21 protein-coding genes and 1 tRNA gene are annotated in these 21159 nt (G+C 34.3%); 1 reads left to right on the top strand and 21 read right to left on the bottom strand.

Going from position 1 to position 21159, the window contains the following annotated elements; all coding sequences use genetic code 11:
- Positions 1-134: 134 nt before the first annotated feature.
- The 21 genes from ACN9MR_RS01300 to ACN9MR_RS01200 form a co-directional block, all read right to left on the bottom strand.
- Entirely contained in the window at positions 135-683 is a 549-nt protein-coding gene (locus ACN9MR_RS01300) for an exonuclease domain-containing protein (protein ID WP_426327877.1), read from the bottom strand.
- A 3-nt stretch (positions 684-686) separates the two neighbouring features.
- Positions 687-1337, bottom strand: coding sequence for a hypothetical protein (locus ACN9MR_RS01295; protein WP_426327876.1), 651 nt, complete (start codon positions 1335-1337; stop codon positions 687-689).
- A 402-nt stretch (positions 1338-1739) separates the two neighbouring features.
- The gene (locus tag ACN9MR_RS01290) at positions 1740-2288 is read right to left on the bottom strand and encodes an REP-associated tyrosine transposase (RefSeq protein WP_426327874.1); all 549 of its coding nucleotides are present in this window, start codon (positions 2286-2288) and stop codon (positions 1740-1742) included.
- A gap of 362 nt (positions 2289-2650) precedes the next feature.
- The gene (locus ACN9MR_RS01285; protein ID WP_426327875.1) at positions 2651-3301 is read right to left on the bottom strand and encodes a hypothetical protein; all 651 of its coding nucleotides are present in this window, start codon (positions 3299-3301) and stop codon (positions 2651-2653) included.
- 402 nt (positions 3302-3703) lie between these two features.
- Positions 3704-4252: an REP-associated tyrosine transposase gene (locus ACN9MR_RS01280; protein ID WP_426327874.1), complete on the bottom strand. Its 549-nt coding sequence runs from the start codon at positions 4250-4252 to the stop codon at positions 3704-3706.
- A 314-nt stretch (positions 4253-4566) separates the two neighbouring features.
- On the bottom strand, positions 4567-4728 hold the full coding sequence (locus ACN9MR_RS01275) for a hypothetical protein (protein WP_426327873.1): 162 nt from the start codon (positions 4726-4728) through the stop codon (positions 4567-4569).
- A 481-nt stretch (positions 4729-5209) separates the two neighbouring features.
- Entirely contained in the window at positions 5210-5833 is a 624-nt protein-coding gene (locus tag ACN9MR_RS01270) for a hypothetical protein (protein ID WP_426327872.1), read from the bottom strand.
- Positions 5818-6246 (bottom strand): metallophosphoesterase, encoded by a 429-nt coding sequence (locus ACN9MR_RS01265; protein ID WP_426327871.1) that lies wholly within the window; start codon positions 6244-6246, stop codon positions 5818-5820. The genes ACN9MR_RS01270 and ACN9MR_RS01265 overlap by 16 nt, the downstream gene beginning before the upstream one ends.
- Before the next feature lie 17 nt (positions 6247-6263).
- Positions 6264-6845, bottom strand: a complete 582-nt coding sequence (locus ACN9MR_RS01260) for a hypothetical protein (RefSeq protein ID WP_426327870.1) — start codon at positions 6843-6845, stop codon at positions 6264-6266.
- A gap of 289 nt (positions 6846-7134) precedes the next feature.
- Entirely contained in the window at positions 7135-7680 is a 546-nt protein-coding gene (locus ACN9MR_RS01255) for an REP-associated tyrosine transposase (RefSeq protein WP_426327869.1), read from the bottom strand.
- Between the two features lie 758 nt (positions 7681-8438).
- Positions 8439-9050, bottom strand: a complete 612-nt coding sequence (locus ACN9MR_RS01250; protein WP_426327868.1) for a hypothetical protein — start codon at positions 9048-9050, stop codon at positions 8439-8441.
- Positions 9047-11986 (bottom strand): hypothetical protein, encoded by a 2940-nt coding sequence (locus ACN9MR_RS01245; protein ID WP_426327867.1) that lies wholly within the window; start codon positions 11984-11986, stop codon positions 9047-9049. The genes ACN9MR_RS01250 and ACN9MR_RS01245 overlap by 4 nt, the downstream gene beginning before the upstream one ends.
- Positions 11987-11989: 3 nt before the next feature.
- Positions 11990-14125 carry a hypothetical protein gene (locus ACN9MR_RS01240; RefSeq protein ID WP_426327866.1) on the bottom strand — a complete coding sequence of 712 codons (2136 nt, stop codon included), beginning with the start codon at positions 14123-14125 and terminating at the stop codon, positions 11990-11992.
- 50 nt (positions 14126-14175) lie between these two features.
- Positions 14176-15798: a hypothetical protein gene (locus ACN9MR_RS01235; RefSeq protein ID WP_426327864.1), complete on the bottom strand. Its 1623-nt coding sequence runs from the start codon at positions 15796-15798 to the stop codon at positions 14176-14178.
- A gap of 138 nt (positions 15799-15936) precedes the next feature.
- On the bottom strand, positions 15937-16317 hold the full coding sequence (locus tag ACN9MR_RS01230; protein ID WP_426327862.1) for a LytR/AlgR family response regulator transcription factor: 381 nt from the start codon (positions 16315-16317) through the stop codon (positions 15937-15939).
- A 303-nt stretch (positions 16318-16620) separates the two neighbouring features.
- Positions 16621-17610, bottom strand: coding sequence for an SH3 domain-containing protein (locus tag ACN9MR_RS01225; protein WP_426327860.1), 990 nt, complete (start codon positions 17608-17610; stop codon positions 16621-16623).
- A gap of 180 nt (positions 17611-17790) precedes the next feature.
- Complete coding sequence (locus ACN9MR_RS01220; protein ID WP_426327858.1) at positions 17791-18126, bottom strand: phage integrase N-terminal SAM-like domain-containing protein; 336 nt, start codon at positions 18124-18126, stop codon at positions 17791-17793.
- A 322-nt stretch (positions 18127-18448) separates the two neighbouring features.
- A tRNA-Ala gene (locus tag ACN9MR_RS01215) sits at positions 18449-18522 on the bottom strand.
- A 113-nt stretch (positions 18523-18635) separates the two neighbouring features.
- Positions 18636-18842, bottom strand: a complete 207-nt coding sequence (locus tag ACN9MR_RS01210; protein ID WP_426327856.1) for a hypothetical protein — start codon at positions 18840-18842, stop codon at positions 18636-18638.
- 71 nt (positions 18843-18913) lie between these two features.
- Positions 18914-19558, bottom strand: a complete 645-nt coding sequence (locus ACN9MR_RS01205) for a CatA-like O-acetyltransferase (protein ID WP_426327854.1) — start codon at positions 19556-19558, stop codon at positions 18914-18916.
- Positions 19555-20250 carry an HAD family hydrolase gene (locus tag ACN9MR_RS01200; RefSeq protein WP_426327852.1) on the bottom strand — a complete coding sequence of 232 codons (696 nt, stop codon included), beginning with the start codon at positions 20248-20250 and terminating at the stop codon, positions 19555-19557. Before ACN9MR_RS01200 ends, ACN9MR_RS01205 begins: the two co-directional genes overlap by 4 nt.
- A 78-nt stretch (positions 20251-20328) precedes the next feature.
- On the opposite strand from ACN9MR_RS01200, the gene ACN9MR_RS01195 reads away from it, so the two are divergent.
- Positions 20329-20970: a Crp/Fnr family transcriptional regulator gene (locus ACN9MR_RS01195; RefSeq protein WP_426327850.1), complete on the top strand. Its 642-nt coding sequence runs from the start codon at positions 20329-20331 to the stop codon at positions 20968-20970.
- Positions 20971-21159 lie beyond the last annotated feature (189 nt).

Genomic DNA, 21159 nt, shown 5'->3' with positions numbered 1-21159 from the left:
GTATTGTCCTTACCTGCGCTTTGGTAGTATGTTAAGATCAATAATGAAAGCACAAGTCATCCAGCCCCGCTAGCCTAGGCACTAAGACTTGCGCTAGTAGTGGTCGAAGTTGAACCTGATGAAAAAGAAAAAAATTAATTATTCAAAATTCGATGGAGGATTCTTGCAATATTATATGCATCATCCACTCCACGGTGGTGGGTACCTTTTAATGGGATATCCAACATTTTAAGTGCACCTGCCATTCCTTCCTCATGATCCAATTTATTTTTTAAGGCAAACAAAGTTTTAACATTAATGTGCGACGGACCAAAAGGAAAACCAACACCCATAGCAGCACATTGACGCTGAAACTGCTTTAAATCATAGGCACCAAAACTTGCCCATACCCTTTTTTGGGATAAATACTCTTTCCTTAAAATGGAACAGCCCTCTTTAAATGAAATACCATCTTTAACCACCATTTCTGGGGTAATGGTGGTTAATGATGTACAAAATGGACTAATAACAGATCGTTCTGGTTTGATCAAGATCCCCCTGTTATCTGTTATCTCTCCAGTTTGTATATCCAGTAAACAGATACCAATTTCTATAATATCGCTTTCCATACCTACTGGGTTTGTGCCTTCCCAACAGGTAGATTCGACATCAATGATTATAATTTTATCTAATATGTTTGGCATGATTTAAATATTTGGAGACTCCGGCAAAAAAGGCATAGCATTATGATAATACGGGTGTTCCTCCCATGGAAAAATTTGCTGTCCTTCAGTGTCCAATAAAAATTCTTCTAAACTAGGTGCTTTATAGTAGTCGAAATGATCATTGATATCAACAATTATATTAACATCTCCATTTTCATCATAAACAACTTCAAGTAAGCGATCTTTATACTCATCTTCATATTTATTTGAGTAGTAATACTTTAACGAACCTGTTTTAAGTAAATTAGTATCATTGGTAATAACTCCCATGAATATAAGTCTATGCTTGTTATCATAAACTTCTTTGCTTTTAAATTGTAAAAGCCCTTCACTATTGTATTCTTCTATATCCCACAGATTAAAATCATTTTCACTTTGTTTATTTAAATATATTAAACAACTTTTATTATCTAATACACTTGTATTTTGCTGAATAATAGACACCTTATCTTCTCCAGGCCCTAAAAAATAACTAATTACTTTTTTGTTTTTTGTTTTACTTTTAATAAAGTTTTCAATAGTTTTTATTTCGTTATCTTGGTAAGTTATTTTATTATATTCACTTAGTCCTTGAATCTGCTGGTCAGCAATGAAACTGCCTACATTATTTTTATATTTTATTTGAGTACTCATAGTCTTTAAAGTTTAAACAGTAGTTCAGGGAAATTATCATACAACCCGTCTTTTAGAATTATCGAAAATGTTATTTTACGTATATTTCCTTCTTTCTTAAATCTAGTAAAAGGTTCGCATGCATCTGCAATAGAATAATAATAATTAGAGTTGGCTATTGGAATTTTCTTAAAGATATTATCATACTTCAACATATCTGTTCCCATATCAATCTGTCCTCTCAATCCATTTTTTTGTCCTTTAGTTAATAAATCATAATCTTCAATTACTTCTTTTAACCTTTCCCGAAAGCCTAAATAATCTTTCCTCGTTAACCTTATTGCGATATCAATATCGTCTGCTTCTCTTAATGGTCGCGTGATTCACCTCGCTGGCGCACGCGTGCCGCGTGTGCATTTTCGTTTATCCCAACTCTTCCAATTCTATCAGCCCCTTACCTCCACTATAATCTATTGCACTGCTATATTTCCAATGCCAGGCCTCGTTAACAAAACCTGCTGTTACCGGATTATCATGCAGGTAATCTGCCTTTTGCTCAATAACTACCGTACTCCACAATTCTATGGGTTTATTGTTGTGTTGCCAAAATTGATATCCTTTAACGTTACTACTTTTTAAGCCTGCCCGCTCAAACATCCAAAGCATCCATTCTTTTCTGCTTTCCTGGCTGTTTTCTTTAATTGCCTTGACAATTTCTTTAGAAGTATATTCTTTTATCCTACCTAGTAGAATATCTGGATTATGATTTTTTGCACTAAATATTAAATGTATGTGACTTGGCATAATGCACCAGCAATAAAGTTCTAAGCCTAGGTTTTTCTTGCAGTAAATTAAGCTATCAACAACAATATCGCAATATAAATGCCGCACAAATATGTCTATCCAATGTACTGTTGCAAAACTTACAAAGTATAATCCTTCCTTATTATAAAATTTATATTTACGGCTCATTTCTTTAGGTTTTTCACATGTGACACACCTGTGCCAGTAAAAGTTTTTACGCTTTATTTTTTATAAAAATACAGGATGAATTAACCATTTTAGCTGGGTAGCTGGCCAGATAATGGTTTTATTTATAGAGATGATTGTAATTTACAATATAAGAAAATGACCGAAAATAAAATTGTACTTTCTTAAATATTTTGGTGGGCTTGAGTATCGACAGTAAATGGCTTTACTACTCGTCAAGGACTTCCTTTTGCTATACTCTTATTTAAGAGACTGATGAAATTACGACCTCTTAAATAAACGAGTGTGTGAATTGCTTAATTATATTGCACACGCGGCACGCGTGCGCTAGCGAGGGGCATGATTTAAATATTTGGAGACTCCGGCAAAAAAGGCATAGCATTATGATAATACGGGTGTTCCTCCCATGGAAAAATTTGCTGTCCTTCAGTGTCCAATAAAAATTCTTCTAAACTAGGTGCTTTATAGTAGTCGAAATGATCATTGATATCAACAATTATATTAACATCTCCATTTTCATCATAAACAACTTCAAGTAAGCGATCTTTATACTCATCTTCATATTTATTTGAGTAGTAATACTTTAACGAACCTGTTTTAAGTAAATTAGTATCATTGGTAATAACTCCCATGAATATAAGTCTATGCTTGTTATCATAAACTTCTTTGCTTTTAAATTGTAAAAGCCCTTCACTATCGTATTCTTCTATATCCCACAGATTAAAATCATTTTCACTTTGTTTATTTAAATATATTAAACAACTTTTATTATCTAATACACTTGTATTTTGCTGAATAATAGACACCTTATCTTCTCCAGGCCCTAAAAAATAACTAATTACTTTTTTGTTTTTTGTTTTACTTTTAATAAAGTTTTCAATAGTTTTTATTTCGTTATCTTGGTAAGTTATTTTATTATATTCACTTAGTCCTTGAATCTGCTGGTCAGCAATGAAACTGCCTACATTATTTTTATATTTTATTTGAGTACTCATAGTCTTTAAAGTTTAAACAGTAGTTCAGGGAAATTATCATACAACCCGTCTTTTAGAATTATCGAAAATGTTATTTTACGTATATTTCCTTCTTTCTTAAATCTAGTAAAAGGTTCGCATGCATCTGCAATAGAATAATAATAATTAGAGTTGGCTATTGGAATTTTCTTAAAGATATTATCATACTTCAACATATCTGTTCCCATATCAATCTGTCCTCTCAATCCATTTTTTTGTCCTTTAGTTAATAAATCATAATCTTCAATTACTTCTTTTAACCTTTCCCGAAAGCCTAAATAATCTTTCCTCGTTAACCTTATTGCGATATCAATATCGTCTGCTTCTCTTAATGGTCGCGTGATTCACCTCGCTGGCGCACGCGTGCCGCGTGTGCATTTTCGTTTATCCCAACTCTTCCAATTCTATCAGCCCCTTACCTCCACTATAATCTATTGCACTGCTATATTTCCAATGCCAGGCCTCGTTAACAAAACCTGCTGTTACCGGATTATCATGCAGGTAATCTGCCTTTTGCTCAATAACTACCGTACTCCACAATTCTATGGGTTTATTGTTGTGTTGCCAAAATTGATATCCTTTAACGTTACTACTTTTTAAGCCTGCCCGCTCAAACATCCAAAGCATCCATTCTTTTCTGCTTTCCTGGCTGTTTTCTTTAATTGCCTTGACAATTTCTTTAGAAGTATATTCTTTTATCCTACCTAGTAGAATATCTGGATTATGATTTTTTGCACTAAATATTAAATGTATGTGACTTGGCATAATGCACCAGCAATAAAGTTCTAAGCCTAGGTTTTTCTTGCAGTAAATTAAGCTATCAACAACAATATCGCAATATAAATGCCGCACAAATATGTCTATCCAATGTACTGTTGCAAAACTTACAAAGTATAATCCTTCCTTATTATAAAATTTATATTTACGGCTCATTTCTTTAGGTTTTTCACATGTGACACACCTGTGCCAGTAAAAGTTTTTACGCTTTATTTTTTATAAAAATACAGGATGAATTAACCATTTTAGCTGGGTAGCTGGCCAGATAATGGTTTTATTTATAGAGATGATTGTAATTTACAATATAAGAAAATGACCGAAAATAAAATTGTACTTTCTTAAATATTTTGGTGGGCTTGAGTATCGACAGTAAATGGCTTTACTACTCGTCAAGGACTTCCTTTTGCTATACTCTTATTTAAGAGACTGATGAAATTACGACCTCTTAAATAAACGAGTGTGTGAATTGCTTAATTATATTGCACACGCGGCACGCGTGCGCTAGCGAGGGTTAAACTTTCCAGTAGGAGGTCTCTGTAAACCGTACGCGTAAAAACATCAATCCAGCCTACAACTGCAAAAGAAACAAAGTATATTGCTGTTGAATCATGAAACTTATATTTTACGCTCATGATTAAAGATAAATGATTACAAGAGATAATAAAGCATTTAAAAGCACAAGTCATACAGCGCACCGCCTTGCCCGCTAAGACTTGCGCTAGTGAGGGACTTCCTTTTGCTATACTCTTATTTAAGAGACTGATGAAATTACGACCTCTTAAATAAACGAGTGTGTGAATTGCTTAATTATATTGCACACGCGGCACGCGTGCGCTAGCAAAGGATCCGTAATTATCCCGCAGTTGTTTTATATAAAAAATCCAAAGACAGAATATCTTTCAGCCTGCGATAAAAATTATCCTCAGGAACATGATCTGAAAGTTGGAAACTCATGAACAGCTTTTCCTGATACATTCTTCTTCCTTGCATATCATCAATTTAAAGAATAATACACTTTTTAATTCCATTCGTTTTCAACACTTGTGGGTTGCGCAACAGACACGATAGGCCTGCGCGCCAGCGAGGACCATTGTGATACTTAATAAACTTTATTCAAAAAAAGAGCTTTTCCCATTTTTTGTCTATTTTCAAATTTAATTCTTTCATTATCCATAAAATTTTTAAAGGAGTATCAAAGTTCCTCTCAACCCTCATTAGGGTTAACTTTCCTTTTTTACTTTGAAAAATAAGACTTGAAAAACTATACCTATTAGCAATTGCATTGAAAAAATTCACGTCTTCATCAGTAATTGACTTTGTTAATTTTTCTATTTCTGAAATAATTATAGGATACATTTTTTTGAAATATGAAAAACCATTCTCTAATTCATTTAGGTATGCTTTGACTTCAGCATCTTCAACATATGATAATTTATTCTTTAATTTCTCGAAGTTTTTAATTTCCAAAGAACTCCATTTTTTTTCCTTTAGAATAGGTAATTGCCATTTCTGTTGTTCTTCTCTCCAGTAATCTTTCTTTGAATGGACTTGATGAATTATTTGTCCGGGAAACTCTATGGCAGTCAATAATCCACCATGACATGCGCCAGTATCTATTCCAATTGTATTATTGTATATTTTGGGATAATTGCAAATTACAGTATGCCCGTAAACAATAGTCTTTTCTCCAAAATAATAATCATTCCAAAAAGTATTAGCTTTTAGTTTAGCCTGCATATACTTTTCTCCTGCAGTTGAGCCGCACAAAATGCTATCATTTGATCCTCTAATTTTTTATCATGCTCCAGTGCTGCGTGAACAATAATTACATCATCAATTTCAAAATAATATTTTTTATCCTTCAACCAATCTATAAATTCAGGATATTCATTTTTAAACTGTAGCTTAACAATTTCTTGAGCATACGATAAAACACCGTTTAGATGTTTCCTTTCGTGATTTCCCATTATAATTTCTGCATTGGGTAAATCTCTAAAAAAATGGTACACCTCTAAAGATTTATTACCCCTATCTACAATGTCACCAACTGATATTAACAGATCATGCTCATCAAATGCAATTTTATCTATAAGTTCTAATAACTCATCATAGCACCCATGAATATCACCTACAACAAATATTCTATCCATTTAAACATTACAAAAATTTACGCAGGAATTAAAGGCTCTGAAAATTGATAATATTCAAAACCCTGCCAAGTAAAATCCAAATCAGGATCTTCGCCTATATTTTTTGCATAGAAATCAGTTTGATATTCTTGGGGTTTATTTATAAAAAAGCATGTACCATCTTCATTATAGTCAAAAGAATAAATCTCTATTCCGTTCTGGTCATAATATCTTTTAATAGTATTGGAATGAATAATTGTATCTGTTTCGGCATTATAGAAATGTCTGCAAATTATCTCCTTTAAGGTAATATGTTCTAAGAATATCTGTTTATCGATTAAATGATTATTTTGATAGGTTAAACATTCATAAGATACATAATTACCTTGTTGTGTTTTTATTTGAAAAGAAGCATTTGAATCTAAACTTAATATTGAACTAACTTCATTTTTAGATGACAGATTATAAGACGTCCCCAGTAAAACATCTTTTGAATAGCTTTCTATTCGAAGTAAAATATCATTTTCATAAACTTTAATAAGATATTTTCCAAGTTGAATTGCCTGTTTAGTTGATATTTCATTACCAAGACTATTAGTATATATATTTTTAATGCTCATTTTAAAATTTTAAATAAGGTGGTGTGTCAAATCCTTGTTTCTTTATTATTATAGAAATATCTAAATCATGATTAGGCAATATACCTCTCTCATATTTATTCTGCATAAAGGTTAGGTTATTCCTCTTTCCAAATTGACGATTTTTAATGAATCCATTAGCTATTTGTTCATCAATTTTTTTAACAGTTTTTTCAAAATCTTCTATTTGTTTTTGGATTAATGGGCTATTAATTGAGCTATTCTCCCCTCGCTGGCGCACGCGTGCCGCGTGTGCATTTCTATATCTCCTTTACAGTTCATCTAAATCTATCAGCCCCTTACCTCCACTATAATCTATTGCACTGCTATATTTCCAATGCCAGGCCTCGTTAACAAAACCTGCCGCTACCGGATTATTATGTAAATAATCTGCTTTTTGCTCAATAACAGCTGTACTCCATAATTCTACAGGTTTGTTGTTATGCTGCCAAAACTGATATCCTTTAACCTTACTACTTTTTAAGCCTGCCCGCTCAAACATCCAAAGCATCCATTCTTTTCTGCTTTCCTGACTGTTTTCTTTAATTGCCTTGACAATTTCCTTGGAAGTATATTCTTTTATCCTACCTAGTAGAATATCTGGATTATGATTTTTTGCACTAAATATTAAATGTATGTGACTTGGCATAATGCACCAGCAATAAAGTTCTAAACCCAGATTTTGCTTACAGTAAATTAAGCTATCAACCATAATATCGCAATATATCGGTCTAACAAATACATCTATCCAGTATACTGTTGCAAAACTTACAAAGTATAAACCTTCTTTATTATAGAATTTATATTTACGGCTCATTTCTTTAGGTTTTTCACATGTGACACACCTGTGCCAATAAAAGTTTTTACGCTTTATTTTTTATAAAATACAAGATGAATTAACCATTTTAGCTGGGTAGCTGGCCAGATAATGGCTTTATTTTATAGAGATGATTGTAGTTTACAATATAAGAAAATGACCGAAAATAAAATTGTACTTTCTTAAATATTTTGTTAGGCTTGAGTATCGACAGTAAATGGCTTTACTACTCGTCAAGGACTTCCTTTTGCTATACTCTTATTTAAGAGACTGATGAAATTACGACCTCTTAAATAAACGAGTGTGTGAATTGCTTAATTATATTGCACACGCGGCACGCGTGCGCTAGCGAGGGCTTACAGTAAATTAAGCTATCAACCATAATATCGCAATATATCGGTCTAACAAATACATCTATCCAGTATACTGTTGCAAAACTTACAAAGTATAAACCTTCTTTATCATGAAACTTATATTTACGGCTCATTTCTTCTATAGAATATGGTTCAACAATAAAAACTTATTTCTCTATGTCATATTTACTCGTTGCCAGATACAATTCAACATACAGAGATAGATTTTAGCTATATTCAATAATATCTTCGATTAAATATAAGAAGTAGAATATGGTTAATAAGATATTTAACCACTTAGTATCCGTATAAATATCTTAAAAATCAAAAAGACCGCGGCAATGGCGGTCTTTTAAAATGTTGTAACTATTATTTTCACATGCGACACGTGTGTGCCAGCGAGGATTATTTAGAATTATAAAAATCCCAAAGCAGATTTACTTTTTCTTGATTTGGAAAATCATCACAATTATTGTCTATGTAATTCAAAAAGTCCTCATCTAATGATGGTAATTTAAACTCTTTGTCATATTTACGATATGTTTGACCATTAATATCAATTTCAAATTTTCCTTCAGAGTGATAAATGGCTCCACCTCTTGAAAAAATCTTAAAGGTAGGTTCATAAGGCGGCGGCAACTCACTTTGCAAATCCATTTCTATTCTATCCTTAAATACCTCCCAATTAATAAACATAGTTAAAAAAAAACTTTCATAATCCCTAAAAGATTGATTTAGGTTCAAAAAACCATTTTTCTTTAAATCATTAACCACTTTTTCTTCTGAAATAATTTCATTCTCCCATTTTACTTTCATATCCAAAAATAGATTATGAAATGATTTTTTTTTATTAAAAAAATCCAAATTATTATTGCCTAGTGCTCTTTTCCAACTAAATAGTCTCGATTGATATTCACGAAATAATAGAATATTTGAAAATCTAAATGCTTTTTTATTGATACTATTAATGAAAAAAATTTTTTTTAGTTCTTGACTGTATTTCTCCTGTATGTTCATAATTTATAAAAATCAATATAAAATTCAACTATTTCGTCCAAATTACTAAAATCCGATGTTATGGGAAAGGGAGGATTATTCAATCTACCTAAATCATAATATTCTCCATTATTAATTATAGGAGCAAGATCGTGTGCACCAAAATCAGCACTACTTCTAAAATCATATCTTTTAAATGATCTAAAGTTCATGCCTTTATCAATTAATTTTGCTTCAATATACTCATGTGCTATCAAATTTCTAAAAATTTTTTCATCAGCAAAACTAAGCGTCTTTTCCTTTGCAGATATCCATTCGTTGTTATAATCATCAATTTTTTCAAATCTTCCTATCTTAAATGTTCCATCATCTGCTAAAACAAAATGTTCGTCGACCCAATAGTGATTTTTCACCCTTTGCATAATCGGTAAAGGTATGTCGTAATTAGATGCTATTATTGCTATATCAGATATATCATTTGCAATTTCAAATGCTTTAATCAAGGCAGCATCATCAACTGCAGTTGTACTAGAGTCAACTACCCATCTTATTCCAGGAAGACTTGCCACTTCATAAGATTCAGAAACTACTGAGCCATATAGAGAAGCTATCTGATTATATTGCTTATTTTTTAACAAAGGTCTTATTGAAAAGCTCTTTAACCAAGCTTCAAAATTTTTCTCAATCGCATTTCTTCCAATATTATTTGTTTTACTCCAAACAATTACAGCTTCTGGGAATTCCTTTAAAATTCGGGTTAGATCATTAGATAAACCGGATGTTTTATTTAAAAACCTCAATTTATCCACCTCTTCCAAAGCAAAAATTTCAGTTCTTAACGCTGAATCATCATAGAATTTTATTATAGATTTACTCCTATTTACAATTTCGGCAAGTCCAGCATCATATTTTATTCTGTACAGGCCATTCTCGAAGGTTTTTATTCCATTTTCTAATATTGCTTTTTCATTTGCCGTTAACTTGGCATATAATAAAGGCTCTAGAACCACCTGTTCAGCAATACCAATAAATTCAGCAGCTTGCTTGGCAGAATAAGTTTTGAGTATCCCCGTACCAGCAGCTGAACTTCCTCCTGCACTAAGAATAATGCCTGCCCACATCAATATAGTTAATATTGTATCATGATCTTGAGGATATTTTTGAATTATATAATTTCTAAATTCAGTATCCTGGGCTAAATATGCAACTGTATCTCCTGTAAGTATTCCTATCCCCGCAAGCAATCTTAAATAACTTGCTCCTCGCATAAAAGCTACTATTTCACCTACACCGATAGCCATAGATAAAACTGTTAATCCTGCTACAATTACCTTTTCTACCAGTTTTGTATTTTCTTTTTCTAAAAGATAATCTACAAAACCACCAAAGGTTAAAAAGCGCTGATCCACAAAACTCGTTGCTTCACCAAGATCTATAAATGATGGATTATCAAAAAAAACAATCCCAACTAGATCAAAATGATTAACTTCTATTTCCTTTTCTTCATGATCTTCACATATCGCAATTGTATAACTACTATTTGTTGGTATCCCTAAACTATTTGAATTTTGTATCTCAACTTTATTAATTTTTGAGCATATACGTTCTATATAAGTAATTTTTTCATTAGTTTTTGATTTAACAGAGTATTTTACTTTATTCTCATTTTTGATGTTCCCCCACATAAATAGCTTATCCGTTTTCGCGGCTAACTGTTCAAGACTATAATCAATCTTATTTACCCTCTCAGGTAATGGAATGTTATGTTTGGCCAGTACTAATCTTTGAAGTGTTTCAATAAATAATGTAAAATTATCTAAACCAAAATAATCATCTATTTTACTGAATAGCACCCTATATAAACACATTTCAGTAAATTGTGGTTTATTAACTGTACTTGGCGAACCGTAATAATAGTAATAATTTGGTTTTGGCAATTCTATTTTAGTACTGATAAGTTTTTCCAAAAAATCGCTTGCTTGATTAATTGTAACAGACTGCATAACCCTTACAACGAGTGTCTCCCTGTGCTGAAAACCATCTTTGAATGATGCAAAATACCAATTCATTAATGGCCTTGTACAGAATGTTAACAGTATAGATATTTTCTGATCGACTGTTAACAACCCTAACATATTATACTTGTATAATAAATCACAGATAATATACAATTGCTCCGGTTTCTTTAAGTTCTTGAGCTCGTTTTTATACTGATTATAGAGCTGTAACCATTTTCTCAATCCATCTCTATAAGTTACTAAAACATTCCTGTAAAAGGTATTTGTTACGTTATCTATGATCTTAAATTCTCCATGTTCGCCAACAATTTGAGTAAACTCATTAAAAGCCGAAAGCATTTGTGAATTAACAGTTCTAATCAAGTCTGCTACTTCAGCAACAAGCCGAGGGTCTTTTTTAGATGTATTCGTTTCCAAATCATAAAATGCCTTATCTTTTAAATCATTATAAAATATCTGTGCATTAGGGTTATTACTAAAATCATCACAATTGTAATAGGGTGCTTTAACAGGGGGATAGAATGCATTAACAGGCTCAACTGGTTCTGTATAATTATTAGTATACTTCCAGGTATAAAAATAAAAGCACAAACCTGTATCATCTCTTAAAACTCCAAAAATATCATCATTAACAATTGCTTTATCCAACAATTCATATTCATTGAAAATTAAATCCTTCCATAAACTAATGTCAACACCATCGTACTTATCCTTTTCCTTTTTCCTTTCATTTTCTATCAACAGTTCAAATTTATCCTTCTCAACATACTCAATGAAATAAGTCGAATTGTATTGATAAATAGCATAGTAGGTTTTTCCTGCCCGAACAAATTCAGCAACCTTACCATCTTTTGTGAATTTTATATTTACAACATCTCCAAAATTAGACGCTTTTACAACTAAATTCTTTTTCTGAAGAACAACAGCATAATTACTCATATCCTAATCTATTATTTCATTATTCTTATCACCACTTAAACCTTTAATTTCCTCTTTCACATACTTACTGTACCTGCTTGTAAAATGATATTTACGATCTATTGAATATACCATTAGATCAGTTGCAGGGAAATATAATTTAAGTTCACCAGCTGCATTCTCTCCTACTATACCTGCTTTATATTTTTGATAGGTAATATTCTCAGCAGATACAAGCTCATTTCCATCTATAAACAGATCGATCAGAAATAACCTGGCATTAATTAAGTTATTGGCGCTAATAAGCGTTTTAAGCAGATCGTTTTCAGTCTTCGTAAGCCCCAAAATGATTTTATTAGGTGTACTACTGCCATCTTTAGCGAGTAACTTTAGCCCGATGACGGTTTCGGTACTATCGGTAAATACCTGTAAATTATAGTAAAAGGCATCGGGTAATTGGTAGGTTTTACTATTGCTTACTGCGCCAGAAACCGATGGGTTGGATTTCATATCGGGTGTAAGTGTTCCCGTTACCGAAAGAGCGGTGTTTAATACATCAACCGTTTCGGTAATGTAAGTTACACGTTTTAACAATGGAGTAACCGCATCATCGGTTTCAATTACATCGTTAATATTTAAGGTTTGCACGGCAGAAATACCAAGCTGGGTATTATTGTGGTAATGGCTAATGAGTTTTATCTTTTGCGAAGAAAGCACCGAATAATCGTTGTCCTGTGTGGCTTTTAATAAAGGTGTGGCATTGAGCAGATCGAATACATCATCAAAGAAATTGGGCAGTCCCAATACATTGGTGGTTACGTTATTGTCGTCAGTTTCCTGCCCTAAAATATAAGGATAGTTATATCCCTGGTAAATGAGGATGTTAAAACTGGCTATATTTAAGCCTGTATTACCAGTGGCTACCGCCGGGTTAACTAGGTTAATGGTTTTGGTAAATATACTGGGTGTACCATCGGTGGCATCAGGTGCTTTTAAACCTTCGGCATTTAAAAAGTTTTCTTTTGCAGCTAGCACTGTGGCCACCTGGCCGTACAGCATGCTGTTTACACCGTTATCAGTAACCAGTTGCAAAAACAAGGAGTTACTTGCAGTAGCGGGTGTATGCGCGGCCTCATCTATAAGTAAAGGCCAGCCATTGGTTTCGTAAGCCTGTTCAGTTAAAGCAGTTTCTACCGTACCCAGTTTTAAGCTTTCGGTATCGGTACTGTTAATTAAATAGTTGCCATAAAAATTGTACGAGCGGCAGCGGTCGCTCTGGATATAGAGGTAAAGTTTGTTTTTGGTACTAAACTTACTTACTGCCGCAGTATATATGGCCTCGCCCTTGGTGGCCGTACCGTTAATGTTAACCGAGCCGTTGCCACAATGAAAACCATAAAAAGCCGCAACATCTAAAAACTGCGTAATTTGCTCTTTCACCAATTTCTTTTGAAATTCGTCGGTAATCGTCGCCAGGCTGATGCTTGCTCCTGCTGCCCTGGCATAATTCAGATCGAAATTAAATTCAGCATTGGGGGCAGCCAACTGGTAATCGCCATAATTGAGCACCACATCAATGCCGCATTCGCCTGTAATGAATTGACCTAATGAAGTACCTTTGGCCACCATGGGCAGTTCGAAAGCGGTCTCCTCCTTTTCTACAAACTGCCCGGCATTATCTACATATTCAGAATCTTTAAAAAAAAACTGGTCGAGTGGTAAATTTGCCGCCTGCTGCGTGGGATCGAAACCGATGTATTTGGCCAAAAAAGGCGGTACGTTTTCATTTTTGTAAAAACCTGCAAAACTCTTATTAATCCCTTTAATAAAGCCTGATACCCCGCTTCCATCGGCCAGCACGTTATCGCCGCTGAAGAAATCGCTCTTTTTTAAGCCACGGTAAACAAAATAACGGATATTAAACCCGTTAATGGGCTGCTCGTAAGGGCGCAATATTAAGTTTACCACCTCGCTACCTACTCCCTGTGGCTGGATTAATACCACACCTTTACATACGGCAAAAGCCTGAGCCCCGGTACTAGTAAACTTAGCCGTAAGGTTAAACTCGTTTTCTGAAACGGGCCCAAAGGCTTGCGCCGTCGTTTGGCTGACCGAAGCAGGATCGGTAAAAAAGTGTGATGTCGGAATAAATGGAGTCATGCTTAAAAATATCTTGGCAAACTGTACAATTGAATTTGTGGCATTTTGGTTTACAAACCGCTATTATTTATGTTAAGGGTGGCGCTTTTAGTTGTTCTATTATATACCAGGCTTCCTAATTTAAAGTAATCGGATAGTGTACCAGTCGTTCTACGTTTCATTGTGTTTAACGCAATCGTATCATTAGATACCTGTACCCCGCCATTATTAACGAAATTGGTACCAACCAGTTCCATGCTGCCACCTTTATAGGTTACCAATTCGATGCTAAAATCACCAGTAACCGGCGTCCCGAACCATATTGCATACAGACCAACCTCTATAATATTTGCTGCATTAGGATGTGCATCTATAAATTTCTCCATCCCAATGAGTACCGCTTCGTATCCTGATACTCCTGTATTATCAGATGCCCACCATAAATAGGCGCTGCTTTCGGGAACTGTATTTGCCGGAACTGTCCTGTTCGGGCTGCTATATCCAACATAAACGCCATCAAAGGGAGTTCCTGTTTGCTCAAAACCAACAAATATATCTAAGTCTTGTCCGGCACCCTGATCCCAATGGTACCTAACAGCTACATGGTCAAAATCAGCAATAATAATTTGTTCTGCCGTAGTAAATGTTAAGGTATCACTTGGAACATTATAGTTGAAGCGGATAATGTTCCGCAAATTTTCTTCTAAATAACTTCCATTCGCACCTTTTGCTACGTAGGTAGTAAAGTTGGTGTAATGAGTTGTATTACCGCCAACTACACTTGGAACATAACTGCCAATACTACCAGACATAATCATTTTCGCTTCTTTAGTTTTTAAGCTGAAAGCTCCGTTTAAGCCCTGATCTGCGGCACCGCGGCCTTTTATGTAAAACACAAAGTCTGTTGTGTTTGGATATTCGGTAATCAATTTAGCCAAGTTAAACTCAAAGCGCCAGTTAGCACCATTCATTAGATCGGAAGCCAGCATATAGGCATTATCCGCGCTTACTGCTGCAGGCGAGAAGTTATTTCCGGTATACACAGGTTGATGGGTGACAGTTACTTCAGGATTATCGATCAGCCCGATTACATTCAGACTGGTATCATTGAATAAATCCACAACCAGAACAGCAGAATTAAACTGAGTAGTATTTTTAACGGTTACCTGTTTAGTAACGGGCGCACCACTTACAGGTGTTGCGGTAATGGTAATGATTTCATCGCTAAAACTGTTATCATTTTTAACTGTAGTTAATACGTTTCCGTTAAAACTGCCCCCTCCGTTAACTGTAAAAGTATATTTATTGGTTAAATCTTCTACAGTACCATCTGAAAATTGCTGTAAAACGAGATAAGTACCTGATTCGCCCTCGTTAATGACATCTGGGCCCTGAATAATGATCGCAATTGGTGCTTTGCAGGTATAAAAAGAATGGTTTTTAATGCCCGACCAGCCCTCGCTGCTTAATACCCTTACCCCTATTTTATGGCTGCCGCAATATACCTTACCCGCAAAACCGGCACTACGCTCATCAATTACAAGTACATCGTCTAAATACCATTCATAGGCTAAAATACTTTGTTCATCAGTAGGATTACTAAAATCAACACTAAAATTAACAACGGTATCGCTAAAATATAGTTCACCACTTAATGTAAACGGTGGACCATAAAGGCAAAAATGATCAGGCATCGGTTTCTGGATTAACTTTACGTGTTTAAGCTTTTTCGCTTAAAGTAATAGTTAAAAATAGATCGAATTGTACCCAAACCGAAATGCAAAAAGCAACGTTTAAGTATTCTACGCTAACCGTTAAGTATTGATATATTTCTAGCCATTATCCGCATCTGTTAAATTAATTTTAGGGTGAATGGAATCGCTGATGAGCTCCATTAAATTTTTAAGGGAAATGGTAAAAGGAATAATGATACGGTCTAACAGGTAAAGATTCTTCTTTTTCCGGTCGATCTTATTTACAAAAGCCTTGTTAATAAGATAAGTTTGGCTGATCCGGATAAACTGGTTGGAAGAAAGCTGTGTACAGATTTTAGATAACGATTTGGCAAGTGTATGTTTTTGCCCATTATGTAGATTGATATGGGTATAACATCCATCAGATTGACAAAAAATAATTTCGTCAAACTGTACAACATGAATGTAATCGCTGTTGGAAATAATGAGCTTTTGTGTTACGTTTTGTGTAGAGAGCATAGTGTTTAATCAATTATAGGTTTTCATTTATGTGTTATTTGTGTAAAAGGTTAAAAAAACTGAGCACAGGCAACCTCATGGGTAGATTAAGCCATGATTAAACATTACTGTTTAATATGTTGACGACTAAATTATTTTGAAAACCTTTAAGGTTAAAGCATTTGTAAATCAGTAGAAACCAACTCAAAAGAGACCAAAACAATAGTATTAGATAATAATAAAAACGCAATTAACCATACAAAAATGGTCATAAAACGCATCATATTTAATACAACTAATCAGTCTAATTTCTGAAAGTTTAAACTACGTTACTATAGTTAGAAACTCTTTTTTAACCCATTTATTATCTGAAGAAATTTTAAACCAACTATTTTTTTCGTCGATGACAAATACTTCCTGGTTTTTGTAGATGGAAGCAACTTTGGGATAGTCGATTCCGGGGCCACTGCGTACATTTAAGGTATTGGCATTTACGGTGTAACGTGTTACATCTTTTGTGTATGAACCATTTACCCAATTACTGGCAGAAGAAGAAATTTTGTACCATCCATTTTTGATTTCGTAAACCCTAAGGATAGCACCCAGTATAGCCGCTTCCCTGTCTTTTACAATATTACTTTTAGGATTGGCTTCTGTTCTGATATTTAAAGTATCCGAAGTAACGTATACATATTTTAGTACAGGGATATTAGGAGGCAAAGCCGTTGTTTTTAAAACATCTGCTACCAGGGGCAGAAAGTTATTTTCGCAGTCGCTTACCTTATTACCCCCAAAGAAGTTCGTACCTGGACAGGTTTTGTTGTTCCTGGTTCCGTTGTTGCGTTCGCCTGTAGAAAGGTTAAACCAATGGTGGTAAACAATTTTGTCACTATTAACAGGAATACTAAATTTTTTACATAAAGCGGCAGTGATCCTTACGATGGTTTCTTTATGTTCAGTTGTCATTATATCCTTACCTAGATCGAAATTACCAAGATTTTCTATGCAAATAGCGTTAGAATTAAAGCCAAAAATACATGCGGGAGTTTGTTCCAAACTCCTTCCTGTTAAAATACTGCCATCAGGGAAGGTAGTAAAATGTTGTCCGATATCCATCCAGCCGTTATTGTTCACATGATAATTTTTCATGGCAAGCTGCAGCTCAAAATGGTTATTATTTTTAAAAGAGATATAGCTTGGATTCCAGGTATGGTGTTCCTGGATGTAAACAATTGTCCTGGCAACTTTTAGGTTCGTGAGCCATTGTTCAAATTCTGAGATGTTAAGTTTTGTAAAGCCAAATTTAGATGTCATGATAGCAATTTTTGTTCCTTTGAGTAGATTTTTTACCGTTTAGACGACGATTTAAACAGTAATGAATATGCTAAGAAATTTACAGCTTTTTTTCACAAAAGATAATATTATTTTTCAACGCCAATATAACATCGGGCATTCTAAGTAAATTAATCCAAATGGGAAAACTTATCGTTTCATCTAAAAGCATAAACAAAATGAAAGAATAGCGATGACCTTAATAACCCTATACCATAGTTTATCATTTCTTTCCATTGTATTGAGAAAATCTGTAATTTCATAATCCGTGATATCGGTTACTTTTTTATCCTCACCATAGTAACTGATGAACTGGTTAACCTTGGAAAGGTAAGATCTGCGGGATTTCTCCCTGGTGCCCTTTGCGATATGGTATTGCTCAAACAGTACTTTAGCCTGCAACAGGTTTATCGAACTCATCTGTTTTTTGAGTTCTTCATTGGATCTTTCATCAAGCGGATTCCAACCACCTTCCAATGCACTGTATAAGCTTCGCACAACCGTGTAAAATGCTTAAGCTTTTCGTGTGGATCTTTTATCCGGTTAAGGCTCTTAGTCGGCCTGAACCTTTCCATCTGACCAGTCTGTGGATTGTGAAAAAAAATTCGACATACCAGCTCTGGAGGGCTTCCTCTTTAGCCCATGTGCTACCTTTAGGAACAGATTTAATCTTTTTTACCTTAAATAATCTTGGAATGGTATAGGGCAAGTCCGGAATTTCCATAGAACCCAAAGTTCTATTTCGCGGTGGAATTTTATCGGAGATTGGATTTTTAAAACCATCAAACAACTTATCTGTAGTTATTTGATGGTTTTTTTGTGGAGAATATCGGATTCGAACCGATCACCTCTTCACTGCCAGCGAAGCGCTCTAGCCAAATGAGCTAATCCCCCAATTTTAATTTTAATATTACTAAATAATCATTCAGTAATTGAAACAAGCCTCCTGCCTGAGCAGCAAAAATAGCAAATACTTTCTCGAATGCAAATCATAATTCACTTTTTAATTAATCTTTTGGTTTAAAAGCAAACATGGCCATTAAACAGATTACAGCGAAAACCGATTGCATAGGATAATTGATGAACAGAAAAAGTACAAATGTGGCAATAAGTAACAGCACAAAAAACATAATCGCCTTAAAAACGGTATCCATATAACACATGGCTATAATAGCCAAAAGATAGAAAGGAATAATAACGGCAGCTATAAACATCGCCGAAAATAAATTCCTAATATTAACCGAACATTAAATATCCTTTAGGTTTAATTCCTTAAAGTTTTGAATTAAATATATTCGTTAACTTCTTTTTTGTTTAATAACCCCTGATAGGCATCTACAAATTGCGCAACGTGATAACCATCCATTAAAGCATGGTTTACATGGATAGAAACCGACATTATTTTTCTTCCGTTTTCTTCCCTAATTTTGCCAAAGGATATTTTAGGACAGCTGTCCTGATAAGAAAAATTGCGGGCATGTGATAAGGAAGTGAAATTTAACCAGGGCAATGCCGAATAGTGGATTACATTTTCGCCTGATGTGGAAGGGATTAAACCCGTGCTGGCCTGTACCTTTTCAATCTCCATATTGGCTGCTGTTCTAAAATCTTCAAAATCATGGTAGAAATCCATGTAGCCAAATCCAAATGTACCATTCGGTCTGTTGATGGTAGCTGCGGCATTCACGCTATTGTATTTCCAAACTTCGCCATCAATAATGCGGCAACTAAAAGGCGCTATCTGATTTGCAGCTACCAGCGATTTGTGCAGGTAAAGCAGAAAAAAAGAAACATTATGTTGTTTTGCTTCTTCGTAGGTAGCAGTACAGTCTACCTCCACGGTTACGCCAAAGAAAGGTTCTTCAAAGGCGCTAAAGAATTTAAAATGATCTTTTCTGATCCAGGTGTTTATATCTATTTTTTCTTTCATTCAATTAATTTTGGTAAAATCTCAGATAGGCTTTCCATCTGATAAAAATTTACATGTTCAATGTTATGATCGATACTCTCATGTACCCATGTGGTATGGAAGGGGATGTGAACAGCATGTCCACCAATATTCAGTACGGGTAAAACATCCGATTTTAAGGAGTTGCCCAGCATTAAAAACTCCTCAGGTTTACAATCCAGGTGTTTGATCAGTTTTTGATAATCCTTTTCCTGTTTATCGCTCATAATTTCAATATGGTGAAAATAATGATCAAGTCCTGATTTGGTGAGCTTACGCTGTTGATCGAGCAGATCGCCTTTGGTTGCAACCACTAATCTGTATTTTCCGTGCAGGGCTTTAAGTACATCTTCTACCCCATCAAGCAGTTCGACTGGTTTATTGAGCATTTCCTGTCCAAGTGTAATCGCTTTACTAATCACAATTGGATCTATTTTACCTTCGGTTATTCTTAAAACTGTTTCGATCATGCTCAAAACAAAACCTTTAATCCCGTAGCCGTAAAGTGGTAAATTGGCAATCTCAGTTTTGTAAAGTTCTGCCAAAATGCTATGATGAGGCATAAAATCTTCTAAAAGACCTGCAAACTGTTCTTCCGTTTCGCGGAAATAAGGTTCATTTACCCAAAGGGTATCATCGGCATCAAAAGCAATTACCGTAATTTGATTTTTCATTGTTATGCTTACTTTTAATGCGACAAAAGTAACGCAACCAGGACTGCTAAAAAAGGACATTTGTCTTGACTGAAAAATATGCTACGAACCAATCTTACTTTCTTATCCTTTATCGAACGTTTTTGTACCGAAAGTGAAGGGAGAACCATTACACTTAAAAACTTTAAAGCGGGTTATAGATTTATTGAACAGGGAGAAAAAATAAACAACATCTACATCATTAAGGATGGGATTAGCAAATGTTTTATTTCTGAGGAAAACGGCAAGGATTTTATTATCGAGTTTTTAGGTAAAGGCGAAGTGGTTGGCGAATTAGAAGCTTTAAAAAAGATTGATTGTTTGTGTAATGTAGCCGCAATAAGCGATGTTACCGCTTATGTTATTCCTGACTATCTTTTCCTTTCCCTGATTAATAAAAGTAGCGAATTTACTACAATCTTACTCCAGGAATTGTCTACCAGAATTATACAAACCAGTACACGGGCATCATTTCAACAGCTATATACCTTGGAATATGCACTTTTAAAATTGCTCAAACTACAGGCCGATGAGCATATTTCCATCTCCAAAGAAGACATGGCTGCCTACCTGGGTATCTCCGTAAGAAGCTTTAACAGAAGCCTAAAGCAAGTGATAGATAAAGGTGGTTTTGATACGCCCGAATTTAAAAACATCTTACAGCTAACCAACATGAAAAAGCTGTTGGAAAGATTAAAATAGTCAACGTATTTGTGGTATAATTATTGCTTTGAAGATATTTTAAAATTAGCTGTAACGTTTCGGTAATTCGCCCCGTTTATGTAGAAAAAAAATCAAGTACTGTTTTTGCGCATGTGACGACACACAAATAACCATATATACAAATGAAAAACTACAACCACCAATTCACCTTAAGATTTCCAAGTTAAT

Origin of the sequence: Pedobacter sp. R-06 (genome assembly GCF_049913135.1) — a bacterium.
GTDB lineage: Bacteria > Bacteroidota > Bacteroidia > Sphingobacteriales > Sphingobacteriaceae > Pedobacter.
The sequence above is the reverse complement of the archived record's forward strand: the minus strand, read 5'-3'. Positions and strand labels throughout refer to the sequence as shown.